Here is a 15,844-nt window from a genome sequence, read left to right on the forward strand (position 1 = left end):
CGGACCTGAGCGTCCAAATACGGTCTACTCAGGCGTCAATACTCGATGCGACCTTCGCCGCGTGCACGTTTCAAATATACGTAGGGTCCCAAACGGAGATCAGAGAATGAGGAATTCGACTGACGAGCGATCGGCAGTTTCGCGGCGACGCTTCCTCCGAACGACCGCGGCCGCCTCGGCGACGGGACTGGCTGGGCTCGCCGGCTGTTCGGGCGCGACGGGCGGCGGAAGCGGCGGACTCGACGAGATCCGCGTCGCGTACATGCCGATCTACCCCGATATGCAGTACTTCATTATGCGGGAGGAGGGGTACTTCGACGAGCTCTCGGCGACCGTCGAGGGAGAGGTGTTCTCCGACGGGCCGAGCATCGTGCAGGCCTCCGCGACCGGCGATTTCGACGTGATGCTGTTCGGCATCGTTCCGGCGATGATCGTGATGGACAAGGACATCCCCGCGAAGATCACCGCGGCGAACATCCAGAACGCGATGCAGATCCTCGCGCACGACGACTTCGCGTCGATCTGGGCCGAGGCCGACTCGGGGGCCGACGCGTTCGCGCGCTTCGAGGAGGAGCAGGGTCGGAAGTTCACGTTCGGGACGTTCCCGCCGGGATCGGTCCCGGAGATCCTGCTGCGCTACTGGCTCTCGGAGACCGTCGGCGTCGATCCCGACTCCGACGTCAATATCACCGCTCTCGGCGGTGCGGGACCAGTCCGACAGGCGCTTCTCGCCGGAGAAATCGACGGGACGTCGATTATGGAACCCGTCCCGACGGTCGTCGAGATGGAGGACGCGCCGTACCAATCGATCGCATGGGCCGGCGACTTTATGCCCGGCCAGCCCGCGGCGGTCACGCTGATGCACGATCGGCTCCGCGAGGACAACCCCGAGCAGGCGGCGGCGTTCGTCGAGCAGCATCAGCGCGCGACGAACTTCGCCAACGAGAACCCCGACGGGGCGGCCCAGCACGCCAGCACCGTCATCGGCGAGTCGTCGCTCCCGGTCGAGACGGCGCGCCGGGCGATGGACTCGCCCGCCTCCGATTTCATCACCGATCCGCACAAGATCGAAGACGGCGCACAGATCTTCTCGGAGTACGCCGCTGAGGCGGGACGAATCGACGAGGCGCTCTCGAACGACGAACTGTTCGACTTCGAGGTGTACGACTCGATATGAGCGTCGAGGTCGGGACCGACTCCGAGACGAGCGCGACGACAGAACGCGGCCCGACGCAGGAAGACCGCGGGGAGTCGTCGAACGCGTCTCTCGGCGACCTCGACACCGTCGGTCTCGCTTACGGAGCGGCCGGTTCGGCGGTCTTCCTCGCAGTCTGGCAGGCCGCCGCGATGGCCGTGGGCCGGACCTATCTGCTTCCCTCGCCGATCGAGGTCGCGAGCGCGTTCCTCGTCGAGCTGACGGCGTCCACGACGTTTACCGTGCCGTTCGTCGGCGTCACCGTGCCCGCGACGCGGCTTATCGCAAACCTCCTGCAGAGCCTCTTGCACTACCTGCCCGGACTCGTCGTCGGGAGCGTTCTGGGCATCTCACTCGGCGTCGCAATGGGCTGGAGCGGTCGCCTCGACGACGCGCTCACACCGGTCACGCGATTTCTCCGACCGATCCCGCCGCTGGCGTGGATAGTCTTCGCGATCGTGTGGATCGGGATCGGCCACGGCGGCGCGGCGTTCATCGTCGGAATCGGGGCGTTCTGGATCAACTTCTACAACGCCTACGCCGGCGTCGAGGGCGTCTCGACGCACCTGCGGGAGGTGGCGTCGACCCTCGGCGTCGACGACGATCTGACGATGATCCGCAAGGTCGTGCTCCCGGCGGCGACGCCGTCGATCGCGACCGGTGTCAGAACGAGCATCGGACAGTGTTGGATGATCGTCGTCGCCGCCGAGCTGTTCGGTGCGCCCGGCGTCGGATTCCAGATCATCAACGCTGCGCAGAACCTCGCGACGGACGTCAGCGTGGCGTATATGGCCGTCATCAGTCTCGTGTTCCTCGTGAGCGACGGGGCGTTCAGACGGATCGAACGGAGGGCCTTGGCGTGGCGGGACTGAGTGACTCCGAGGGGACCCGACCGGACTCTCCGACGCCGACCGAGACGCCGAAAGTCGTCGTCGACGGCGTCGACAAGGTCTACGAGTCCGAGCGCCAACGCGTCGAGGCGCTCTCGGACGTGAACTTCTCGGTACCAGAGGGCGAGTTCGTCTGTCTCGTCGGCCCCTCGGGCTGCGGAAAGACGACGCTCATCCGGACGATCGCCGGGCTGGAAGCGCCGACCGGCGGCGAGATCAGACTCGACGGCGAGGTCGTCACCGGCCCGGGAACCGACCGGGGAATGGTCTTCCAAGAGTACGGGCTGTTCCCGTGGCGGACCGTCCGCGGGAACGTCGCGTTCGGGCTCGAAGAGCAGGGCGTCGAGGAGCCCGAGCGGAGCAGACGTATCGGGCAGATGCTCGATCTCGTCGGCCTCGGCGAGTTCGCCGACGCGTATCCCAAGGAGCTCTCCGGCGGGATGAAACAGCGCGTCGGCATCGCCCGCGCGCTCGCGGTCGATCCGGAGATCCTGCTCGCGGACGAACCGTTCGGTAGCGTCGACGCCCAGACCCGGGATATGCTCCACGACGAGCTGCTTCGGATCTGGTCCGAGACGGGGAAGACCGTCCTGTTCGTCACTCACGATGTCGAAGAGGCCGTGAAGCTCTCCGATCGCGTCGTCGTGATGGCCGCCGACCCGGGTCGGGTCCGAGAGGTCGTCGACGTCGACATCAACCGCCCACGTGAGCGGACCGATCCGGCCTTCGCCCAGTACGTCGATCGCATCCGCGGGTTGATCGGCGAGTAGCGACGCTCGAAACGTTGTTTCTGAGGGTCAGTCTCGGTTCTCGTGAATGTCTCGGAGCGTCTCGACGTGGTTCATCACGACAGCCAGCGTCGCGTCCGCGTCGGTGTATCCACGGTCGTAGTCGTCGTGTGCGGCGTCGACATCGCTGAGGAACTGGGCGACGGCGTCGTCGATGTCGGCGGCTTGCTCGGCGGCGGCGGAATCGTCGTCTGCGGCAGCGTCGTCGGTCATATCGGGACCTCAGATCGCGAGCGACAAAAGCGACCCGTCCTGTGACGGACGGGGCGCGTTCCCGATGCACCGCGCCAGCGGCCGACAGTATATATACGATCGCGACGCAGACGGGAGTGTGATCACGCTGCGGTTCGAGGACGGCACGATCCGACTCGACGGGCTCGGGGAGTCGGACCCGGCGGTCGAGTCGCTACCGGGGGTTGCGTGGGACGAACGGGGGCTCGTCGCCCGCGCGCCGGCACACCGGTACGCCGACCTCCGCGAGGCGCTCGAACGCGAGGACGCGGCCTTCGAGGACCGCGTCCTCTCAGAGGAGGAACTGTCGCTCTCGCACGCGTACGACCTCCGACCCTACCAGCGCGAGGCGGTGGAGGCGTGGCGCGAGAACGGCGACCGCGGCGTCGTCGAACTGCCGACGGGGGCGGGCAAGACTGTCCTCGCTATCGACGCAATCGCCGCGCTCGGCGTCCCGACGCTGGTCGTCGTCCCGACGATCGACCTCCTCGAACAGTGGCGACGCGAGCTCGAAACGGAGTTCGGGGTCCCAGTCGGGCAGTTCGGCGGCGGCGAACAGGTCCGAGAGTCGATCACGGTGTCGACGTACGACTCCGCGTACCTGCGCGCGGAGGGCGTCGGCGGCGACTTCGGACTCGTCGTCTTCGACGAGGTGCACCACCTCGGCGGCGAGGGCTACCGCGACGCCGCGCGCCTGCTCGCCGCGCCCGCCAGACTCGGGCTGACGGCCACCTTCGAGCGCCCCGACGGCGCGCACGAGGTCGTCGCCGACCTCGTCGGGCCGAAGGTCTACGAGGCCGCCGTCGACGACCTCGCGGGCGAACACCTCGCCGACTACGAGGTCCGGCGGGTCGAGGTCGCGCTCGGCCCCGACGAGCGCGACGCCTACGAGGAGGCGCAGGGGACGTTCGTCGACTATCTGAAGCGCTCGAACCTCTCGCTTCGGAGCGGATCCGATTACAGAAAGCTCGTGATGCGCTCGGGGACGGACCCGAAGGCGCGGGAGGCGCTGCTCGCGAAGCAGCGCGCGCGGCGGATTATGATGAACGCCGACGCGAAGGTGGAGACGCTCGGGCGGCTGCTCGATCGCCACCGCGAGGACCGCGTTATCGTCTTCACCGCGCACACCGACCTCGTGTATCGGCTCTCCGATCGGTATCTCCTCCCGGCGATCACGAGCGAGACCGGGGCCGAGGAGCGCCGAGAGATCCTCGAACGCTTCCGCGAGGGGACGTACTCGCGGGTCGTGACCGCGAACGTCCTCGACGAGGGCGTCGACGTCCCCGACGCCAACGTCGCGGTCGTCCTCGCCGGGTCCGGCTCCGAGCGGGAGTTCACCCAGCGGCTCGGTCGGATTCTTCGTCCCAAGGCGGACGGGGGTCGCGCGCTGCTCTACGAGGTCGTCAGCGAGGAGACCGCAGAGGAGCGCGTGGCCGACCGGCGTCGATAAGAGGTGAGGACAGAGACAGGCCGTTCACTCGACGGTCACGTTGAGGTCGCCGCCGGCCGCGAACTCGTCGTAGGCGACGTCGAACGTCACCGACCACTCGACCGTCTCGTCGGGATCGACCGCGACGTCGACCTCGCGGGTGGCGCTTCCACCGTCGGTCTGGACAGTGACGACCACGGTCCCCGTTCGCTCCGCGTCACCGCGGTTCTCGACGGTCCCGAACACGCGCAGCGCCCCCTCGTCGTCCGCCTCGAAGTCGAACGTCCCGACGACGAGGTCGGGTTGCTCGGGCGTGCGCCGCGGCTGGTCGGCGGGCGCGTCGGGCGGGTTCCGCGGCCCCGTCGCGCGCGGCCACGAGCCGAGGCACCCGCCGAGGAGCGCCGTCAGGGAGACGCCGGCGGCGCGGAGGGCGCGTCGTCGCTCCATCGTGCGCCAGAGGGTCGGCGGCGCGTATCGGTCTTTCGATGCGCCCGCTAGGCCCGGACGCGTCCGCCCGCCCGCTCGATCAGCGGCAGTCTCTTGGGCCGTCCCCGCGAAGTCGCGGCCGTGCTGAGAAAGGATCTCCTCCGCGTCTCCCGCGCGGGCGGCGGGTACCATCCGCAGTTCGCGGGTCGGGAGGATCGTCCCCTCGCCGCTCGGGTCATCGGCGTCTTTCAGGGTCACGTCGGAGAGCCGCGGCACCGCCTCGACGACGCGCTCGCGGAGCTCGAACGCGAGGCCGACGACTTCAAGTTGATCAGGGGATTCGCCGCGCTGCTGGAACGCGAGGCCGTCTTCGAGACGCGCGCGCCGCTGCCCCCCGAACGCGTTCGGCGGGTCGCCTTCGAGTCCGCCGAGGCCGTCGGCGCGGTCGTCGACAGCGCGACCCGAGAGCGCGCGATCGAGTCGACTGCCGATCGGCTTGGGACGAGCGCCGACGCCGTCGAGCGGTCGCTGTACGCCGACCGCGACGTCAACGAGGTGCTCGCGTCGTTCGGCGCGCGGTGGGACCCCGCCCAACTCGTCGAGCAGTACAACCTCTCGCTGGCGCAGACGGCGCTGTTCGACGCGACCGAGGTCCGAATCCGGAGTTCGGATCCGAAGCGGCTCGTCTCGGCGGTCAAGCGGCTGGGGCTGCTCTACGAGATCCGTCGGAACGGGGCCGACGGCGGAGGTGGTGGAGACGACCCGACGACCGAGGAGCGCGTCCTCGTCGTCACCGGCCCCGACGCGCTCTTCCGCCGGACCCGCCGCTACGGCACCGCGTTCGCTCGACTGCTCCGCAGCGTCGCGACCACCGCCGAGTGGTCGCTGTCGGCGACGATCGACGACCGCGGCACCGACCGCGAGCTTCATTTGGGCCCGGACGACGTCTCCGTCCCCGACGTCGAACCGGTCGCCGAACCGACCTACGACAGCGGTGTCGAGGCCGACTTCGCCGCGCGCTTTGGGAACCTCGGTCTCGACTGGGAGCTGTCTCGGGAACCGGAACCGCTCGCGGCGGGCGCGCGGGCGATGATCCCCGACTTCGCGTTCGACTACCGACCGGCCGGGGCTGACGCCGATTCAGACAGCCCCTTCCGCATCTACTTCGAGGTGATGGGCTTTTGGACGCCCGAGTACGTCGAGAAGAAACTGGAGCAGTTCGGGAGCGTCGCCGACGACGTCGAGTTGCTGGTCGCGGTTGATGAGTCACTCGGCGTCGGCGAGGAGATCGCCGCGCTCGATCACCGCGTGGTCACGTTCTCGGGCAACGTGCGCGTGAAGGACGTCGTCGACGCGCTCCGCGAATACGAGACCCATCTCGTCGAGGCCGCCGCCGAGTCGCTCCCCGACGAACTGATTCCGGACGCGGACGTCGTCGACATCGACGCGCTGGCGGCCGAGCGGGGCGTGAGCGTCGACGCGCTCGATGCGGTGGCGTTCCCGGAGCACGAGCGCGTCGGCGGCGCGCTGGTCCGGCCCGGGGTGTTCGATGCGCTGGCGGCGGAGATCGAACCAGGGATGTCGCTGTCGGACGCGGAGACCGTGCTCGACGAGCACGGCGTCGACGACGCCTCGGCGGCGCTGTCGCGGCTCGGCTATCGGGTCGCGTGGGAGGGGCTCTCCGGCGGGACCGTCGAGGAGAAGTGAGGGATCGGAACTTGAGCGGCCGACGCGACGGCGACCGCCGGGTGCGACGCCGTTAGGACAGATCCTCTCGCCGCCCCTTCGGGACGGTCGAGCGGAGCTCGCCGTGGAGATAGAGACCGACGCCGATCGGTTCGACGTCACCGGCTTCGCCGGTTGCCCGAGGCGTCTCCGACGCCTCGCTGTCGCCCGCGATCTCGTGGGCGGCGATCACGTAGCCCCAGTCGCCCTCCCAGCGGGGGAGGTCCTGATCGTCGCCCCTCGCGAACGTCGTCGCCTCCTCGCCGTCGAGTACGACGACGTTCTTCGTCGCCTCGCGGCCGAAGCGCTGCACAGCGTTCGTCGAGGGCTTCCAGTGCTCTTGGCGAGCGCGGAGGATCCGCATTCCCAACCCCTCGACGCCGATCGGCGTGACGACGTCGGCGGCGAACGCCCAGAGCTTCCCGTTGCCCTTCTCCCAGAACGTGTGGCCGTCCCACGTCTCCGGCGGGACCTCGTAGCGTTCTTCCCACCAGCGGACGACCTCCTCGCGGGTCGGCCGGCCGGGCACGACGCGCTCGTCCGCCGTTTCCGGGATCCGGTCGAAGCGCTGGCCGTCGTTTTCTGGTCGCTCCCCCGACGGTTCTCCGGCACCGGCGTCGCCGCCGCCATCGCCCGCGTCGCGTTCGGGATCGCTCACGCGCTCACCTCCAGTTTGGCGCAGAAGAACCCGCCCGTGTCGTTCCGGTGCGGGTAGACTCTGTGCGCCAGTTCGACCGCGGGGTCGAACGTTTCGCCGTTCCATTCGGCGATTCCGGGATCGGTCTCGAAGCCCGCCGGGGCGTCCCATTCCCGCATCTCGCAGTCCTCCTCGTCGAGGACGTGATCCAGCACGGCCTCGTTCTCCTCGGGCGCGAACGTACAGGTCGAGTAGACGACGGTGCCGCCGGGGCGCGTCGCCTGAATCGCCCGCCGGAGGATCCCCTTCTGGATACCAACGATGCCCTTGATCTGCTCTAGCGACCAGCGGTCCAGCGCGTCGGGGTTCTTGCGGATCGTCCCCTCACACGAGCAGGGTGCGTCGACGAGCGCGCGGTCGAACGCCTCGATCCGGTTTTCCGCCTCGGTTCGGTCCCCGAACGGCTTAAACGAGAAGTTGCGCGCGTCTTGGTTCGTCACCGCGAGGTTCGTGACGCCCAACCGCTCGGCGTTGTGCCGCAGCGCCGACAGCCGCCCGAGGTTGTTGTCGTTGCCGACGAGGACGCCGGTGTCGTCCATCAGGTCCGCGATCTGCGTGGTCTTGCTGCCCGGCGCGGCGCAGGCGTCCCAGACGACCTCGCCCGGTTGGGGATCGAGCGCGAGGGCGGGCAGCGCCGAGACCTCCTCTTGGCCGTGCAGCCAGCCGTGGAAGTACGGCCACGAGGTGCCGGGGCCTCGCTCCTCCAGTCGGAGGACGCCGGGGTGCCAGTCGGTGACTTCGTAGGCGACCCCCTCGGCGTCGAGCGCGTCGCGAGCGCGTTCGATCGACGCCTTCAGCGTGTTGACGCGGACGACCGAGGGAAGCGGCCGTTCGCACGCCGCGCGAAACGCGTCGAAGTCCGAGAGGAGCGACGCGTACCGCTCCAGTGGTTCCATATGGCGAGAAATTCGTCGCGGCCGCTTGTGGGTGTCGGTTCCGCGCGGGACCCGTCTCTCCCCGTCTCTCCCCGGCTCGCGCCGTCGGTTCCGCCCGCAGTTTTACCACGGTGCTTGTCGTACCGCCGCGCATGGCTCGGATCGATCCAAAATCCGCCGTCGATCTCACGGACCCGACCCTCGTCGAGGGCTTCCCCGGCGTCGGTCTCGTCGGGAAAATCGCCGCCGACCACCTCGTCGAGGAGTTCGAGATGACGCACTACGCGAACGTCCACTGCGAGGGAATCCCGAAAGTGGCCGTCTATCAGGAGAACGACGCCGAACTGCACCCCCCGGTCAGACTCTACGCCGACGAGGAGACGGATCTCGTGGCGTTGCAGAGCGACGTTCCCATCCAACCGCAGGCCGCCACCGAACTGGCGAACTGCCTTTCGGGGTGGTTCGACGAGCACTCGGTGACGCCGATCTACCTCTCCGGGATCCCCCGCGAGAAGGACGGAGAGGTACCCGCGCTGTACGGGCTCGGCGTCGGAGACGGCGTCGACCTCGTCGCCGAGGCGGGAATCGAAGCGCCCGACGAGACCGGCCTCGTCTCGGGGCCGACGGGCGTCCTCCTGAACGCGGCGGTCGAGGCCGAGCGGACGGCCGTCGGCCTCGTCGTCGAGTCGGACCCGCAGTTCCCCGACCCCGAGGCCGCGCGCGTGCTGATCAAACGCGGGATCGAGCCGCTCACCGGGATCGAGGTCTCTGTCGACGACCTCGTCGAGCGCACCGAACAGATCCGAGAGGCGAAAGAACGCCTCGCAAAGCGGATGCAGGACGCCGGCGAGGAGAGCTCGCAGGCGCGGCCGATCGGAATGTACCAGTAGGGTCGCTCCCCGCCACTCCAGTACGCGTCGTTTCCACCGCCTTTCTACAGCCTTAAGGCTCGCCGACCACTCCTCACGGGTATGAGCGAGGAGTCTCCCGAGCGCACTACGACGGTCGAGTCCGACGACACGGACGCCGAGGGCGTCGATCGCGAGCAGGACGGAACCGACCCGGCGACGAACGGTGTCGAGGAAGATGCCGGGATCGACGAATCGAACGGCGAAACCGACGCCGACGGAGACGCGGCGGCCGACGTGCCGGCTCTGTCGTCCCGAGTCGGCGAGTTCGACGACGACCTCGCCGCGGAGGTCTCGAAGTTGGAGTCGCGGCTCGCGGCGGTCGAAGCCGAGCTCGAATCCCGCGAGGAACGCGTCGAGGAGCTCGAATCCGCGCTGAAGCGCTCGAAGGCGGACTTCAAGAACTACAAACAGCGCGCGAAGAAGCGTCAGGAGGAGATCAGAGAGCGCGCGACTGAGGATTTCGTCGGTCGCGTCGTCAGCGTCCGAGACAACCTCGTGCGCGCGCTCGGTCAGGACGAAGAGGCCGACATCCGCCCGGGGATCGAGTCGACCTTAGAGGAGTTCGACCGGATCCTCGAAGACGAGAACGTCTCGGCGATCGATCCCGCGGCGGGCGAGGACGTCGACCCGACGCGTCACGAGGTGCTGATGCGCGTCGACGACGACCGCCCCGAGGGAACCGTCGTCGACGTCTTTCAGCCCGGCTACGAGATGGCCGGGTCGGTCCTCCGCGAGGCGCAGGTGACCGTCAGCACCGGCGAGGGCGAAGCGAGCGACCAGACCGCTGATAACGATTCCTAGGCGTTCCCCGCCGCCGCGCAGATTTCAGTTCGTTCGCGGCCTCATTCTCCCGATCGATACCCGCGCGTGGCCCGCCAGAGCACGCCGCCAACGACGAGCACTGGCAGCGCGAACGCGAGGAAGTACGGGAGCGCGAACGCGAAGGCGACGACGGTCGCGCGTGCGACGACCACGACGCCGTCGACCGACTGCATAAACGCCGAGAGGACCGGCGTGTCGTACCAGCGGTCGGGCGCGACGCGGTTCGGGGTCGGCCGCGGTTCCTCCAGTCTGACGGTCAGCGTCGAGTACGCGACTTGATCTTCCAGCGACTGCTGTCTGGCTTCCAAGCGCTCGATCTCGCCCTGCACGTCCGAGAGCTCCCGCTGGACGGCGAGGACGTCTTCCGTCGTGTTCGCTTGGTCGTAGAGTTCTCGAAGCCTATCGCGCTCGGCGCGGAGGTTCTCCAACCGGGCCTCGATATCGACGAGTTGGCCGGTCACGTCTCTCGAATTCACTTCGACGGACTGCACCTCACCGAGCGCGCGCGTGTCGTTGAGGAAGGCGTCGAAGTCCTCGCTGGGAACGCGAAGCACCAACTCGCCGCGGACCCACGTCTCGTTGTCGATCTCACGGCGATCCTGCCGGCTGTCGCTGACGTACCCGCCGTAGGATTCGACCGTTGAGGTCAGCTCCGTCTGCGCGGACTCGTAGTCGTCGACCTCGACGTGAACAGTCCCGGTGCGGATGATCGCGCGGTCGTCAATGTTGACGTCACCGTCGCCTCCGTCAGCGGACCCGCCACCGGAGCCGTCGGACGGAGCCTCAGTCGGTTCGCCTGTCGCCTGCGGTCGATCGTTCGCTGCGAGTTCGGTCGCCGCGTCGTAGCCGCCGGCGCTGCCACCGTCGCTCCCGCTCCCGGTCATCCCGCATCCGGCGAGCGCGACGAGCGCGACCAATCCGACGACCGCGAGTGTGCGTCTCGATACCATTTGAAGCCACCAACGACGGCGACCGGGAAAATCGCGTTGAAGGCACAAACGGCCCTTTGAGTTACGCCGCCACGACCGCTGTGGGCGCTTCGGTACTACATCTGTCACGCTTCGGTACCCCGTCCGTCGCGCCGCCCTACTCCGTCTCTCTGGCGGCCTTCGAGCGGACGAGCCGCATATCGCCCGACGCGCGGATCGTGCCGTCGACGTCGGCGTCGTCGTGGAGTTCGAGGTCCGCACAGGAGACGTCGCCGAGGATCTGCGCGCCGTCGGCGATGGTGACCGTGCCGTCGCGGGTGGTCACGTCGCCGTGGACGCGCGTCCCCTCGCCGACCTCGATGTCGCCGCGGGCGCGGAGGCTCCCGAAGATGTTGTTGTCTTCGCCGACCGTGATCGTCTCCGCGCGGACGTTGCCGTGGAGCCGGCACTCGTCGCCGATCGTCGCGGGCGTCGAGGCCCGCCACGCGTCGTCGGAGACCGTCGACCCGCGCGGGAGCACGAGCGGGTCGTGTTCGCTCTCACCGGAGAGCGCGCTCGCGAGTTCGTCGGCGCTCTCGTTCTCGCCGAGATGGAGGAGTTGCGAGAGCACGACGAAGTAGAAGACGAGCGTCGGCACCGGATTGCGAATGACGATCCAGCCGTTGGCCTCGAATCCCTCCTCGATGTCGACGTCGTCGCCGATGTCCAGATCTCCGGAGACCATCAGCCGCCCGCCGATGTGAACGCGCTCGCCGAGGTAGGCGTCCTCGCCGACGAGGACGTTGCCAGCGACGTCGCACCAGACGTCGAGTCGGCAGTCGCCCTCGGCTTCGATGTCGCCGCCGAAGGTGGCGCGCTCGCCGGCGAGGACGTTCCGCCCGCGGACGCCGAACTCGATCGTGCTCTGTCCGCCGACGACGATGTCGCCGTCGGTCACGAGGTCGTGCTCCTCGACGGTCGTCCCGTCGGGTATCTCTAAGGCGTCGAGTCGGTCCTGACCGAGTGCCACACTCCGGAGCAACACGTGCGGCGTAATAAACGGCGCGTCAGACGTTCGTCGGACGGCGTGGATCTGGCCGTGACTCCGGACTGATGCGCTTTTACTCCGTGACCGACTACCGGGAACTATGACTGCACTCTCTTTTGACGAGAACGGCGTCGACGTCGTCTACGATGGGACCGAATTCCGGCTCGAAAAGTCCCTCATCGAGGAGGCGACCGAGAAGGCCTACCCCGACGTGACCGATCACGAGGTGCTGAAGATCGTCGAGAAGGAACCGTCGCTGAGCGGCGAGCCGCGACAGATCGCCGACATCATCCGGTAACGGACTGCCGACATCATCCGGCGATGAATCGCCGACGACCCGCAGCGACGACTCAGTCGAACCGCTCTTCGAGACACACCTTCACGATCGACTTCGCGATGGCGGCCCCGCCGCCGAAGGGGTCCAACTTCGTCTCTCCGGCGCGTTCGCGGTACGGGATCGGCTCCTCGCGGATCTCGTAGCCGCGCATCAGCGGTCGGATCAGCAGCTCCGCCGACAGCCCGGTGTTCTCGGTCCACTCGATGTCGTGGAGCAGTTCCCGGCGGTACGCTCGCATCCCGGTCGTGGTGTCGTGGACGCGCTCGCCCATCAGCGCCGAGGCGAGGACGGCGAAGGCGGCGTTGCCGAGGCGGTTCAGGCCGGGCATCGCCTCCGCGCCGTAGTAGAGTCGGTCGCCGGAGACGACGTCGTAGCCCTCGTTGATCAGATCGAGGAACTCCGGGAGCTTCTCCATCGGGTACGTGTCGTCGCAGTCGGTGGTGACGACGACCGGCCGGTCGGGCGCGAGGACGGCCTCCCGAACCGCGTACCCGTAGCCCATCGGGGGTTGTTCGATGACCGTCGCCCCGTGCTCGCGCGCGATCTCGGGCGTCCTATCGCTGGAACTGTCGGCGCAGACGACTTCCGCGCGCCCGTCGGTCACCTCCTCGATGTCAGTCAGCACCGTCTCTATGGCCGCTTCCTCGTTGTAGGTACCCATCACGACGGCGAGGTCGTCGAAGGTGTACTCGCTCATTACCCGTCGTTGCCGCCGGGGGTATTTGTGTTTTTAGGTTCGCCAAAAACAACGTCGTCTAGTTGATAGATTGCTCCGCGGTCGGATCCGGGATTCCGCACGGTTCGCCGCAGACCGCGCCCAGCGAGTCGTCGTGCAGGCGTCGGGTGACGACGTCCGCGAGGTTCTGGAGGTTCTCGGTGTCGTCGCGGTTGTACGAGACGAGTGTGTCGAGCGCGTCGTCGTCGCCGTCGCGTTCGTACTGGTACCAGAGCCGAACCGCGTCGCGTCCGGAGAGGTCGGGGCGGTCGCGGTCGATGCCGACCTCCTGCTCGATCGACTTCAACCCTCCCGTGAGGTCGATCCGGCGGCACGGGAACATCAGATCGAGGTGCGGAGCGTCGATCGAGACGTCGAAGTTGTCCTCGAGGAACGGCACGTCGAACTGCTTTCCGTTGAACGAGACGACGAGCGGGGCGTCGCGGAACCGCTCGCGAAGCGCCTCGTCGGTGAGATCCTCCCCCCGGATCAGCGTCGACGTGTCGCCGCCGCGCGTGAACGAGACAGTCGTGACGTCCTCGCGTCGGGAGTCGAGCCCGGTCGTCTCGATGTCGAAGAAGAGCGCCTCGTTCCGAAAGTTCTCGTAGAACCGCCAGACTTCCCCTGAGGGAAACCGCTCGCCGAAGTACCGCGCGTCGCCGTCGTCGAGGCGTTCCAGCGCCTCGGAGACGAAGGACTCGACCCGCTCGCCGGTTTTCGGCCCCAGCGGCGCGCGCGCGGGATCGAACTCCCCCCACGTGAGGATGCCCGACTCCCACAGCGACCGCTCGCGGCCCTCGCCGATCCCCTCCGCGGGAACGAAGCTGTTCTCGATTCGCATATCCGAGTGAGCGGGCGGCGACGGCCTAAACCCTTCGAGGCGCGTCGTCGTTCTCGTCCGCGAACACACGCACCGGCCGCGAGCGTTTTGCCCGAGCGGCACGTCGAACCGGTATGTGCGGCCGCTACACCCTCTTCACTCCGGCGGAGGAGTTGGAATCCCGGTTCGGTGCTGACTTCGACGAGCCCTTCGAGCCGAGGTACAACTGCGCGCCCGGCCAGTCGCTTTCGGTCGTCACGAACGAGGATCCAGATGTATTTCGTCGGTTCCGCTGGGGGCTGATCCCCTCGTGGGCCGACGATGAATCCGTTGGTAACGACCTGATCAACGCCCGCGCGGAGACGGTCGACGAGAAGCCGAGTTTCAGCGAGGCGTACAGCGGCGTCGGTGTCTCGTTCCCGCCGACGGGTTCTACGAGTGGGTACGGGGGGGGGGGGGGGCGGATCGAAACAGCCCTACCGCGTCGCGCTCGACGACGACCCCGCCAACGACGCGGCCGAGTTGATCGAGCCCGTCGAAGCCGGTCAGTAAACGAGTTCCCCGGAGACGAACTTCCGGGTGCGTTCGTCGGCGGGATCTTCGAACACGGTGTCGGCGGGACCGATCTCGGTGAAGCCGTCGCCGAGCAGCACCGCGACCCGGTCGGCGATGCGCTCGGCCTGATGCATGTCGTGGGTCGCGACGACGACGCCGATGTCGCGGTCGCGCGCCTCCAGAATCGCCTCCTCGATCGCGCCGGTGTTCCGCGGGTCCAAGTCCGACGTGGGCTCGTCGAGCAGGAGATACGCCGGGTCGTACGCGAGCGCCCGCGCGAAGGAGACCCGCTGAGCTTCACCGCCCGAGAGCGACCGGGCCGGCTGATCGGTCTTCTCGCTCAGGCCGACGACGTCGAGCGACCGCTCGACGGCTTCCGGCGTCCCGTTCGATGCGACGAGCGAGTGCATCGCGTCTTCGAGCCGCTCGCTCCACGACTGTCGCACCCGGAGTCCGTACTCGACGTTCCGGGTCACCGTGGCGTCGAACAGGCTCGCGTCCTGAAAGACCATCCCGATGCGGCGTCGGAGCGCGAGACGCTCCTCTTCGTCGACGTCCCACACCGACTGGCCGTCCAGTTCGACGGTCCCGTCGGTCGGTCGAGTGAACAGCGCCAGAACCCGGAGTAACGTCGTCTTGCCGACGCCCGAGGGACCGATGATGGCGACGACCTCACCCCGTTCGATCGACAGCGAGAGGTCCTCGACGATGGTCTCCTCGTCGTAGGCGTGTGTGACGTTCGAGAGTCGGATCATCGGTTCATCGACCCCTCGTCACCGAATCGGACGACGACGGCGTTGATCGAAAGCACGAGCACCAAGAGCACCACGCCGAGGATCATCGCCGTGTCGTACTGTCCCTGTCTGGCCTCCAGTTGAATCGCGGTCGTCAGCGTCCGGGTCTTCGAGATTCCGCTCGCACTCGTGATGTTGCCGCCGACGATGAGGACGGAACCGACCTCGCTGATCGCGCGACCGAACCCCGCGAGGATGGCCGTCGCGATCCCGTAGCGAGCCTCCTTGATCACGACCAACGCGACGTCGAGCCGGGTGCCACCGAGCGCGCGGGCGGCGTCGCGGACGTTCTCGCTGACACCGGTGATGGCCGCGAGGCTGATCGCGGTGATCGGTGGCGTCGCGAGCACGAACTGCGAGATGATCATCGCCTCGGTCGTGAAGATGAGTTCCAGCGGCCCGAGCGGTCCCTGATTGGACACGACGAAGAGGACGAGCAGCCCGACGACGACGCTCGGCAACCCCATTCCGGTGTTGATGACCGACTTCACGAACTGCTTGCCCCGGAAGTCGGTGAATCCCATCACGATCGCGACGGGGATGCTGAACAGCGTGCTCAGCACCACCGCGGTCCCGCTGACGTACAGCGAGACGTAGATGATACTCCGGACGTACCCCTCCCGGAATGGAAGTTCGGCGATTGCCGGCAGCAGTTGGACGACCACTTCGGGCGGCACA

General features: G+C 67.8%; 18 protein-coding genes and 1 pseudogene. 9 read left to right on the top strand and 10 right to left on the bottom strand.

The window, feature by feature from the left end:
• Positions 1–106 precede the first annotated feature (106 nt).
• The 3 genes from U5919_RS15205 to U5919_RS15215 are packed head-to-tail and all read left to right on the top strand — an operon-like array spanning position 107 to position 2,855.
• Complete coding sequence (locus U5919_RS15205) at positions 107–1,177, top strand: ABC transporter substrate-binding protein (protein WP_336025380.1); 1,071 nt, start codon at positions 107–109, stop codon at positions 1,175–1,177.
• Complete coding sequence (locus U5919_RS15210) at positions 1,174–2,067, top strand: ABC transporter permease (RefSeq protein ID WP_345786352.1); 894 nt, start codon at positions 1,174–1,176, stop codon at positions 2,065–2,067. Before U5919_RS15205 ends, U5919_RS15210 begins: the two co-directional genes overlap by 4 nt.
• On the top strand, positions 2,064–2,855 hold the full coding sequence (locus U5919_RS15215) for an ABC transporter ATP-binding protein (RefSeq protein WP_336025608.1): 792 nt from the start codon (positions 2,064–2,066) through the stop codon (positions 2,853–2,855). The genes U5919_RS15210 and U5919_RS15215 overlap by 4 nt, the downstream gene beginning before the upstream one ends.
• A 27-nt stretch (positions 2,856–2,882) precedes the next feature.
• Here U5919_RS15215 and U5919_RS15220 read toward each other — a convergent pair whose 3' ends face one another.
• Positions 2,883–3,086: a hypothetical protein gene (locus tag U5919_RS15220; protein ID WP_336025382.1), complete on the bottom strand. Its 204-nt coding sequence runs from the start codon at positions 3,084–3,086 to the stop codon at positions 2,883–2,885.
• Between the two features lie 64 nt (positions 3,087–3,150).
• On the opposite strand from U5919_RS15220, the gene U5919_RS15225 reads away from it, so the two are divergent.
• Positions 3,151–4,554, top strand: a complete 1,404-nt coding sequence (locus tag U5919_RS15225; RefSeq protein ID WP_336025384.1) for a DEAD/DEAH box helicase — start codon at positions 3,151–3,153, stop codon at positions 4,552–4,554.
• A 24-nt stretch (positions 4,555–4,578) separates the two neighbouring features.
• Here the strand turns inward: U5919_RS15225 and U5919_RS15230 are convergent, their stop codons facing one another.
• Positions 4,579–5,151: a hypothetical protein gene (locus U5919_RS15230; protein ID WP_336025385.1), complete on the bottom strand. Its 573-nt coding sequence runs from the start codon at positions 5,149–5,151 to the stop codon at positions 4,579–4,581.
• On the opposite strand from U5919_RS15230, the gene U5919_RS15235 reads away from it, so the two are divergent.
• Positions 5,101–6,666, top strand: a complete 1,566-nt coding sequence (locus U5919_RS15235) for a DUF790 family protein (protein WP_336025389.1) — start codon at positions 5,101–5,103, stop codon at positions 6,664–6,666. The genes U5919_RS15230 and U5919_RS15235 overlap by 51 nt on opposite strands.
• A gap of 52 nt (positions 6,667–6,718) precedes the next feature.
• Here U5919_RS15235 and U5919_RS15240 read toward each other — a convergent pair whose 3' ends face one another.
• Together U5919_RS15240 and U5919_RS15245 are read right to left on the bottom strand one after the other, a co-directional pair.
• Positions 6,719–7,342, bottom strand: a complete 624-nt coding sequence (locus tag U5919_RS15240; protein WP_425604223.1) for a DUF7122 family protein — start codon at positions 7,340–7,342, stop codon at positions 6,719–6,721.
• Positions 7,339–8,277 carry an RsmB/NOP family class I SAM-dependent RNA methyltransferase gene (locus U5919_RS15245; RefSeq protein WP_336025391.1) on the bottom strand — a complete coding sequence of 313 codons (939 nt, stop codon included), beginning with the start codon at positions 8,275–8,277 and terminating at the stop codon, positions 7,339–7,341. Before U5919_RS15245 ends, U5919_RS15240 begins: the two co-directional genes overlap by 4 nt.
• A gap of 131 nt (positions 8,278–8,408) precedes the next feature.
• Here U5919_RS15245 and U5919_RS15250 point away from each other — a divergent pair, with 131 nt between their 5' ends.
• Together U5919_RS15250 and U5919_RS15255 are read left to right on the top strand one after the other, a co-directional pair.
• Entirely contained in the window at positions 8,409–9,146 is a 738-nt protein-coding gene (locus U5919_RS15250) for a proteasome assembly chaperone family protein (RefSeq protein WP_336025393.1), read from the top strand.
• An 81-nt stretch (positions 9,147–9,227) separates the two neighbouring features.
• The gene (locus U5919_RS15255) at positions 9,228–9,968 is read left to right on the top strand and encodes a nucleotide exchange factor GrpE (RefSeq protein WP_336025396.1); all 741 of its coding nucleotides are present in this window, start codon (positions 9,228–9,230) and stop codon (positions 9,966–9,968) included.
• Positions 9,969–10,009: 41 nt separating this feature from the next.
• Here the strand turns inward: U5919_RS15255 and U5919_RS15260 are convergent, their stop codons facing one another.
• Positions 10,010–10,939, bottom strand: a complete 930-nt coding sequence (locus tag U5919_RS15260; protein ID WP_336025398.1) for a DUF4349 domain-containing protein — start codon at positions 10,937–10,939, stop codon at positions 10,010–10,012.
• A gap of 136 nt (positions 10,940–11,075) precedes the next feature.
• On the bottom strand, positions 11,076–11,927 hold the full coding sequence (locus U5919_RS15265; protein ID WP_336025401.1) for a polymer-forming cytoskeletal protein: 852 nt from the start codon (positions 11,925–11,927) through the stop codon (positions 11,076–11,078).
• Positions 11,928–12,045: 118 nt separating this feature from the next.
• Here U5919_RS15265 and U5919_RS15270 point away from each other — a divergent pair, with 118 nt between their 5' ends.
• Positions 12,046–12,243, top strand: coding sequence for a DUF5800 family protein (locus U5919_RS15270; protein ID WP_336025402.1), 198 nt, complete (start codon positions 12,046–12,048; stop codon positions 12,241–12,243).
• 52 nt (positions 12,244–12,295) lie between these two features.
• Here U5919_RS15270 and U5919_RS15275 read toward each other — a convergent pair whose 3' ends face one another.
• Positions 12,296–12,979 carry a dolichyl-phosphate hexose transferase gene (locus U5919_RS15275; protein WP_336025404.1) on the bottom strand — a complete coding sequence of 228 codons (684 nt, stop codon included), beginning with the start codon at positions 12,977–12,979 and terminating at the stop codon, positions 12,296–12,298.
• Positions 12,980–13,037: 58 nt separating this feature from the next.
• Positions 13,038–13,838 carry a ribonuclease H-like domain-containing protein gene (locus U5919_RS15280; RefSeq protein ID WP_336025406.1) on the bottom strand — a complete coding sequence of 267 codons (801 nt, stop codon included), beginning with the start codon at positions 13,836–13,838 and terminating at the stop codon, positions 13,038–13,040.
• Between the two features lie 113 nt (positions 13,839–13,951).
• On the opposite strand from U5919_RS15280, the pseudogene U5919_RS15285 reads away from it, so the two are divergent.
• A pseudogene (locus tag U5919_RS15285) lies at positions 13,952–14,211 on the top strand (SOS response-associated peptidase family protein); the annotation flags it as partial.
• A gap of 151 nt (positions 14,212–14,362) precedes the next feature.
• Here the strand turns inward: U5919_RS15285 and U5919_RS15290 are convergent.
• Positions 14,363–15,127, bottom strand: coding sequence for an amino acid ABC transporter ATP-binding protein (locus U5919_RS15290; protein ID WP_336025407.1), 765 nt, complete (start codon positions 15,125–15,127; stop codon positions 14,363–14,365).
• Positions 15,124–15,843 (bottom strand): ABC transporter permease, encoded by a 720-nt coding sequence (locus U5919_RS15295; protein ID WP_336025408.1) that lies wholly within the window; start codon positions 15,841–15,843, stop codon positions 15,124–15,126. Before U5919_RS15295 ends, U5919_RS15290 begins: the two co-directional genes overlap by 4 nt.
• Between the last annotated feature and the right edge of the window lies 1 nt (position 15,844).

The sequence above is a fragment of the Halobellus sp. LT62 genome (assembly GCF_037031285.1).
In the GTDB taxonomy this organism is placed as follows: Archaea; Halobacteriota; Halobacteria; order Halobacteriales; family Haloferacaceae; genus Haloquadratum; species Haloquadratum salinisoli.

What these genes read in the sequence shown, in the direction of transcription:
- U5919_RS15205 (WP_336025380.1), top strand. Translation starts at nt 107, where the DNA reads ATGAGGAATTCGACTGACGAGCGATCGGCAGTTTCGCGGCGACGCTTC.
- U5919_RS15210 (WP_345786352.1), top strand. Translation starts at nt 1,174, where the DNA reads ATGAGCGTCGAGGTCGGGACCGACTCCGAGACGAGCGCGACGACAGAA.
- U5919_RS15220 (WP_336025382.1), bottom strand. Translation starts at nt 3,086, where the DNA reads ATGACCGACGACGCTGCCGCAGACGACGATTCCGCCGCCGCCGAGCAA.
- U5919_RS15225 (WP_336025384.1), top strand. Translation starts at nt 3,151, where the DNA reads ATGCACCGCGCCAGCGGCCGACAGTATATATACGATCGCGACGCAGAC.
- U5919_RS15230 (WP_336025385.1), bottom strand. Translation starts at nt 5,151, where the DNA reads ATGGTACCCGCCGCCCGCGCGGGAGACGCGGAGGAGATCCTTTCTCAG.
- U5919_RS15245 (WP_336025391.1), bottom strand. Translation starts at nt 8,277, where the DNA reads ATGGAACCACTGGAGCGGTACGCGTCGCTCCTCTCGGACTTCGACGCG.
- U5919_RS15250 (WP_336025393.1), top strand. Translation starts at nt 8,409, where the DNA reads ATGGCTCGGATCGATCCAAAATCCGCCGTCGATCTCACGGACCCGACC.
- U5919_RS15255 (WP_336025396.1), top strand. Translation starts at nt 9,228, where the DNA reads ATGAGCGAGGAGTCTCCCGAGCGCACTACGACGGTCGAGTCCGACGAC.
- U5919_RS15260 (WP_336025398.1), bottom strand. Translation starts at nt 10,939, where the DNA reads ATGGTATCGAGACGCACACTCGCGGTCGTCGGATTGGTCGCGCTCGTC.
- U5919_RS15270 (WP_336025402.1), top strand. Translation starts at nt 12,046, where the DNA reads ATGACTGCACTCTCTTTTGACGAGAACGGCGTCGACGTCGTCTACGAT.
- U5919_RS15275 (WP_336025404.1), bottom strand. Translation starts at nt 12,979, where the DNA reads ATGAGCGAGTACACCTTCGACGACCTCGCCGTCGTGATGGGTACCTAC.
- U5919_RS15280 (WP_336025406.1), bottom strand. Translation starts at nt 13,838, where the DNA reads ATGCGAATCGAGAACAGCTTCGTTCCCGCGGAGGGGATCGGCGAGGGC.
- U5919_RS15290 (WP_336025407.1), bottom strand. Translation starts at nt 15,127, where the DNA reads ATGATCCGACTCTCGAACGTCACACACGCCTACGACGAGGAGACCATC.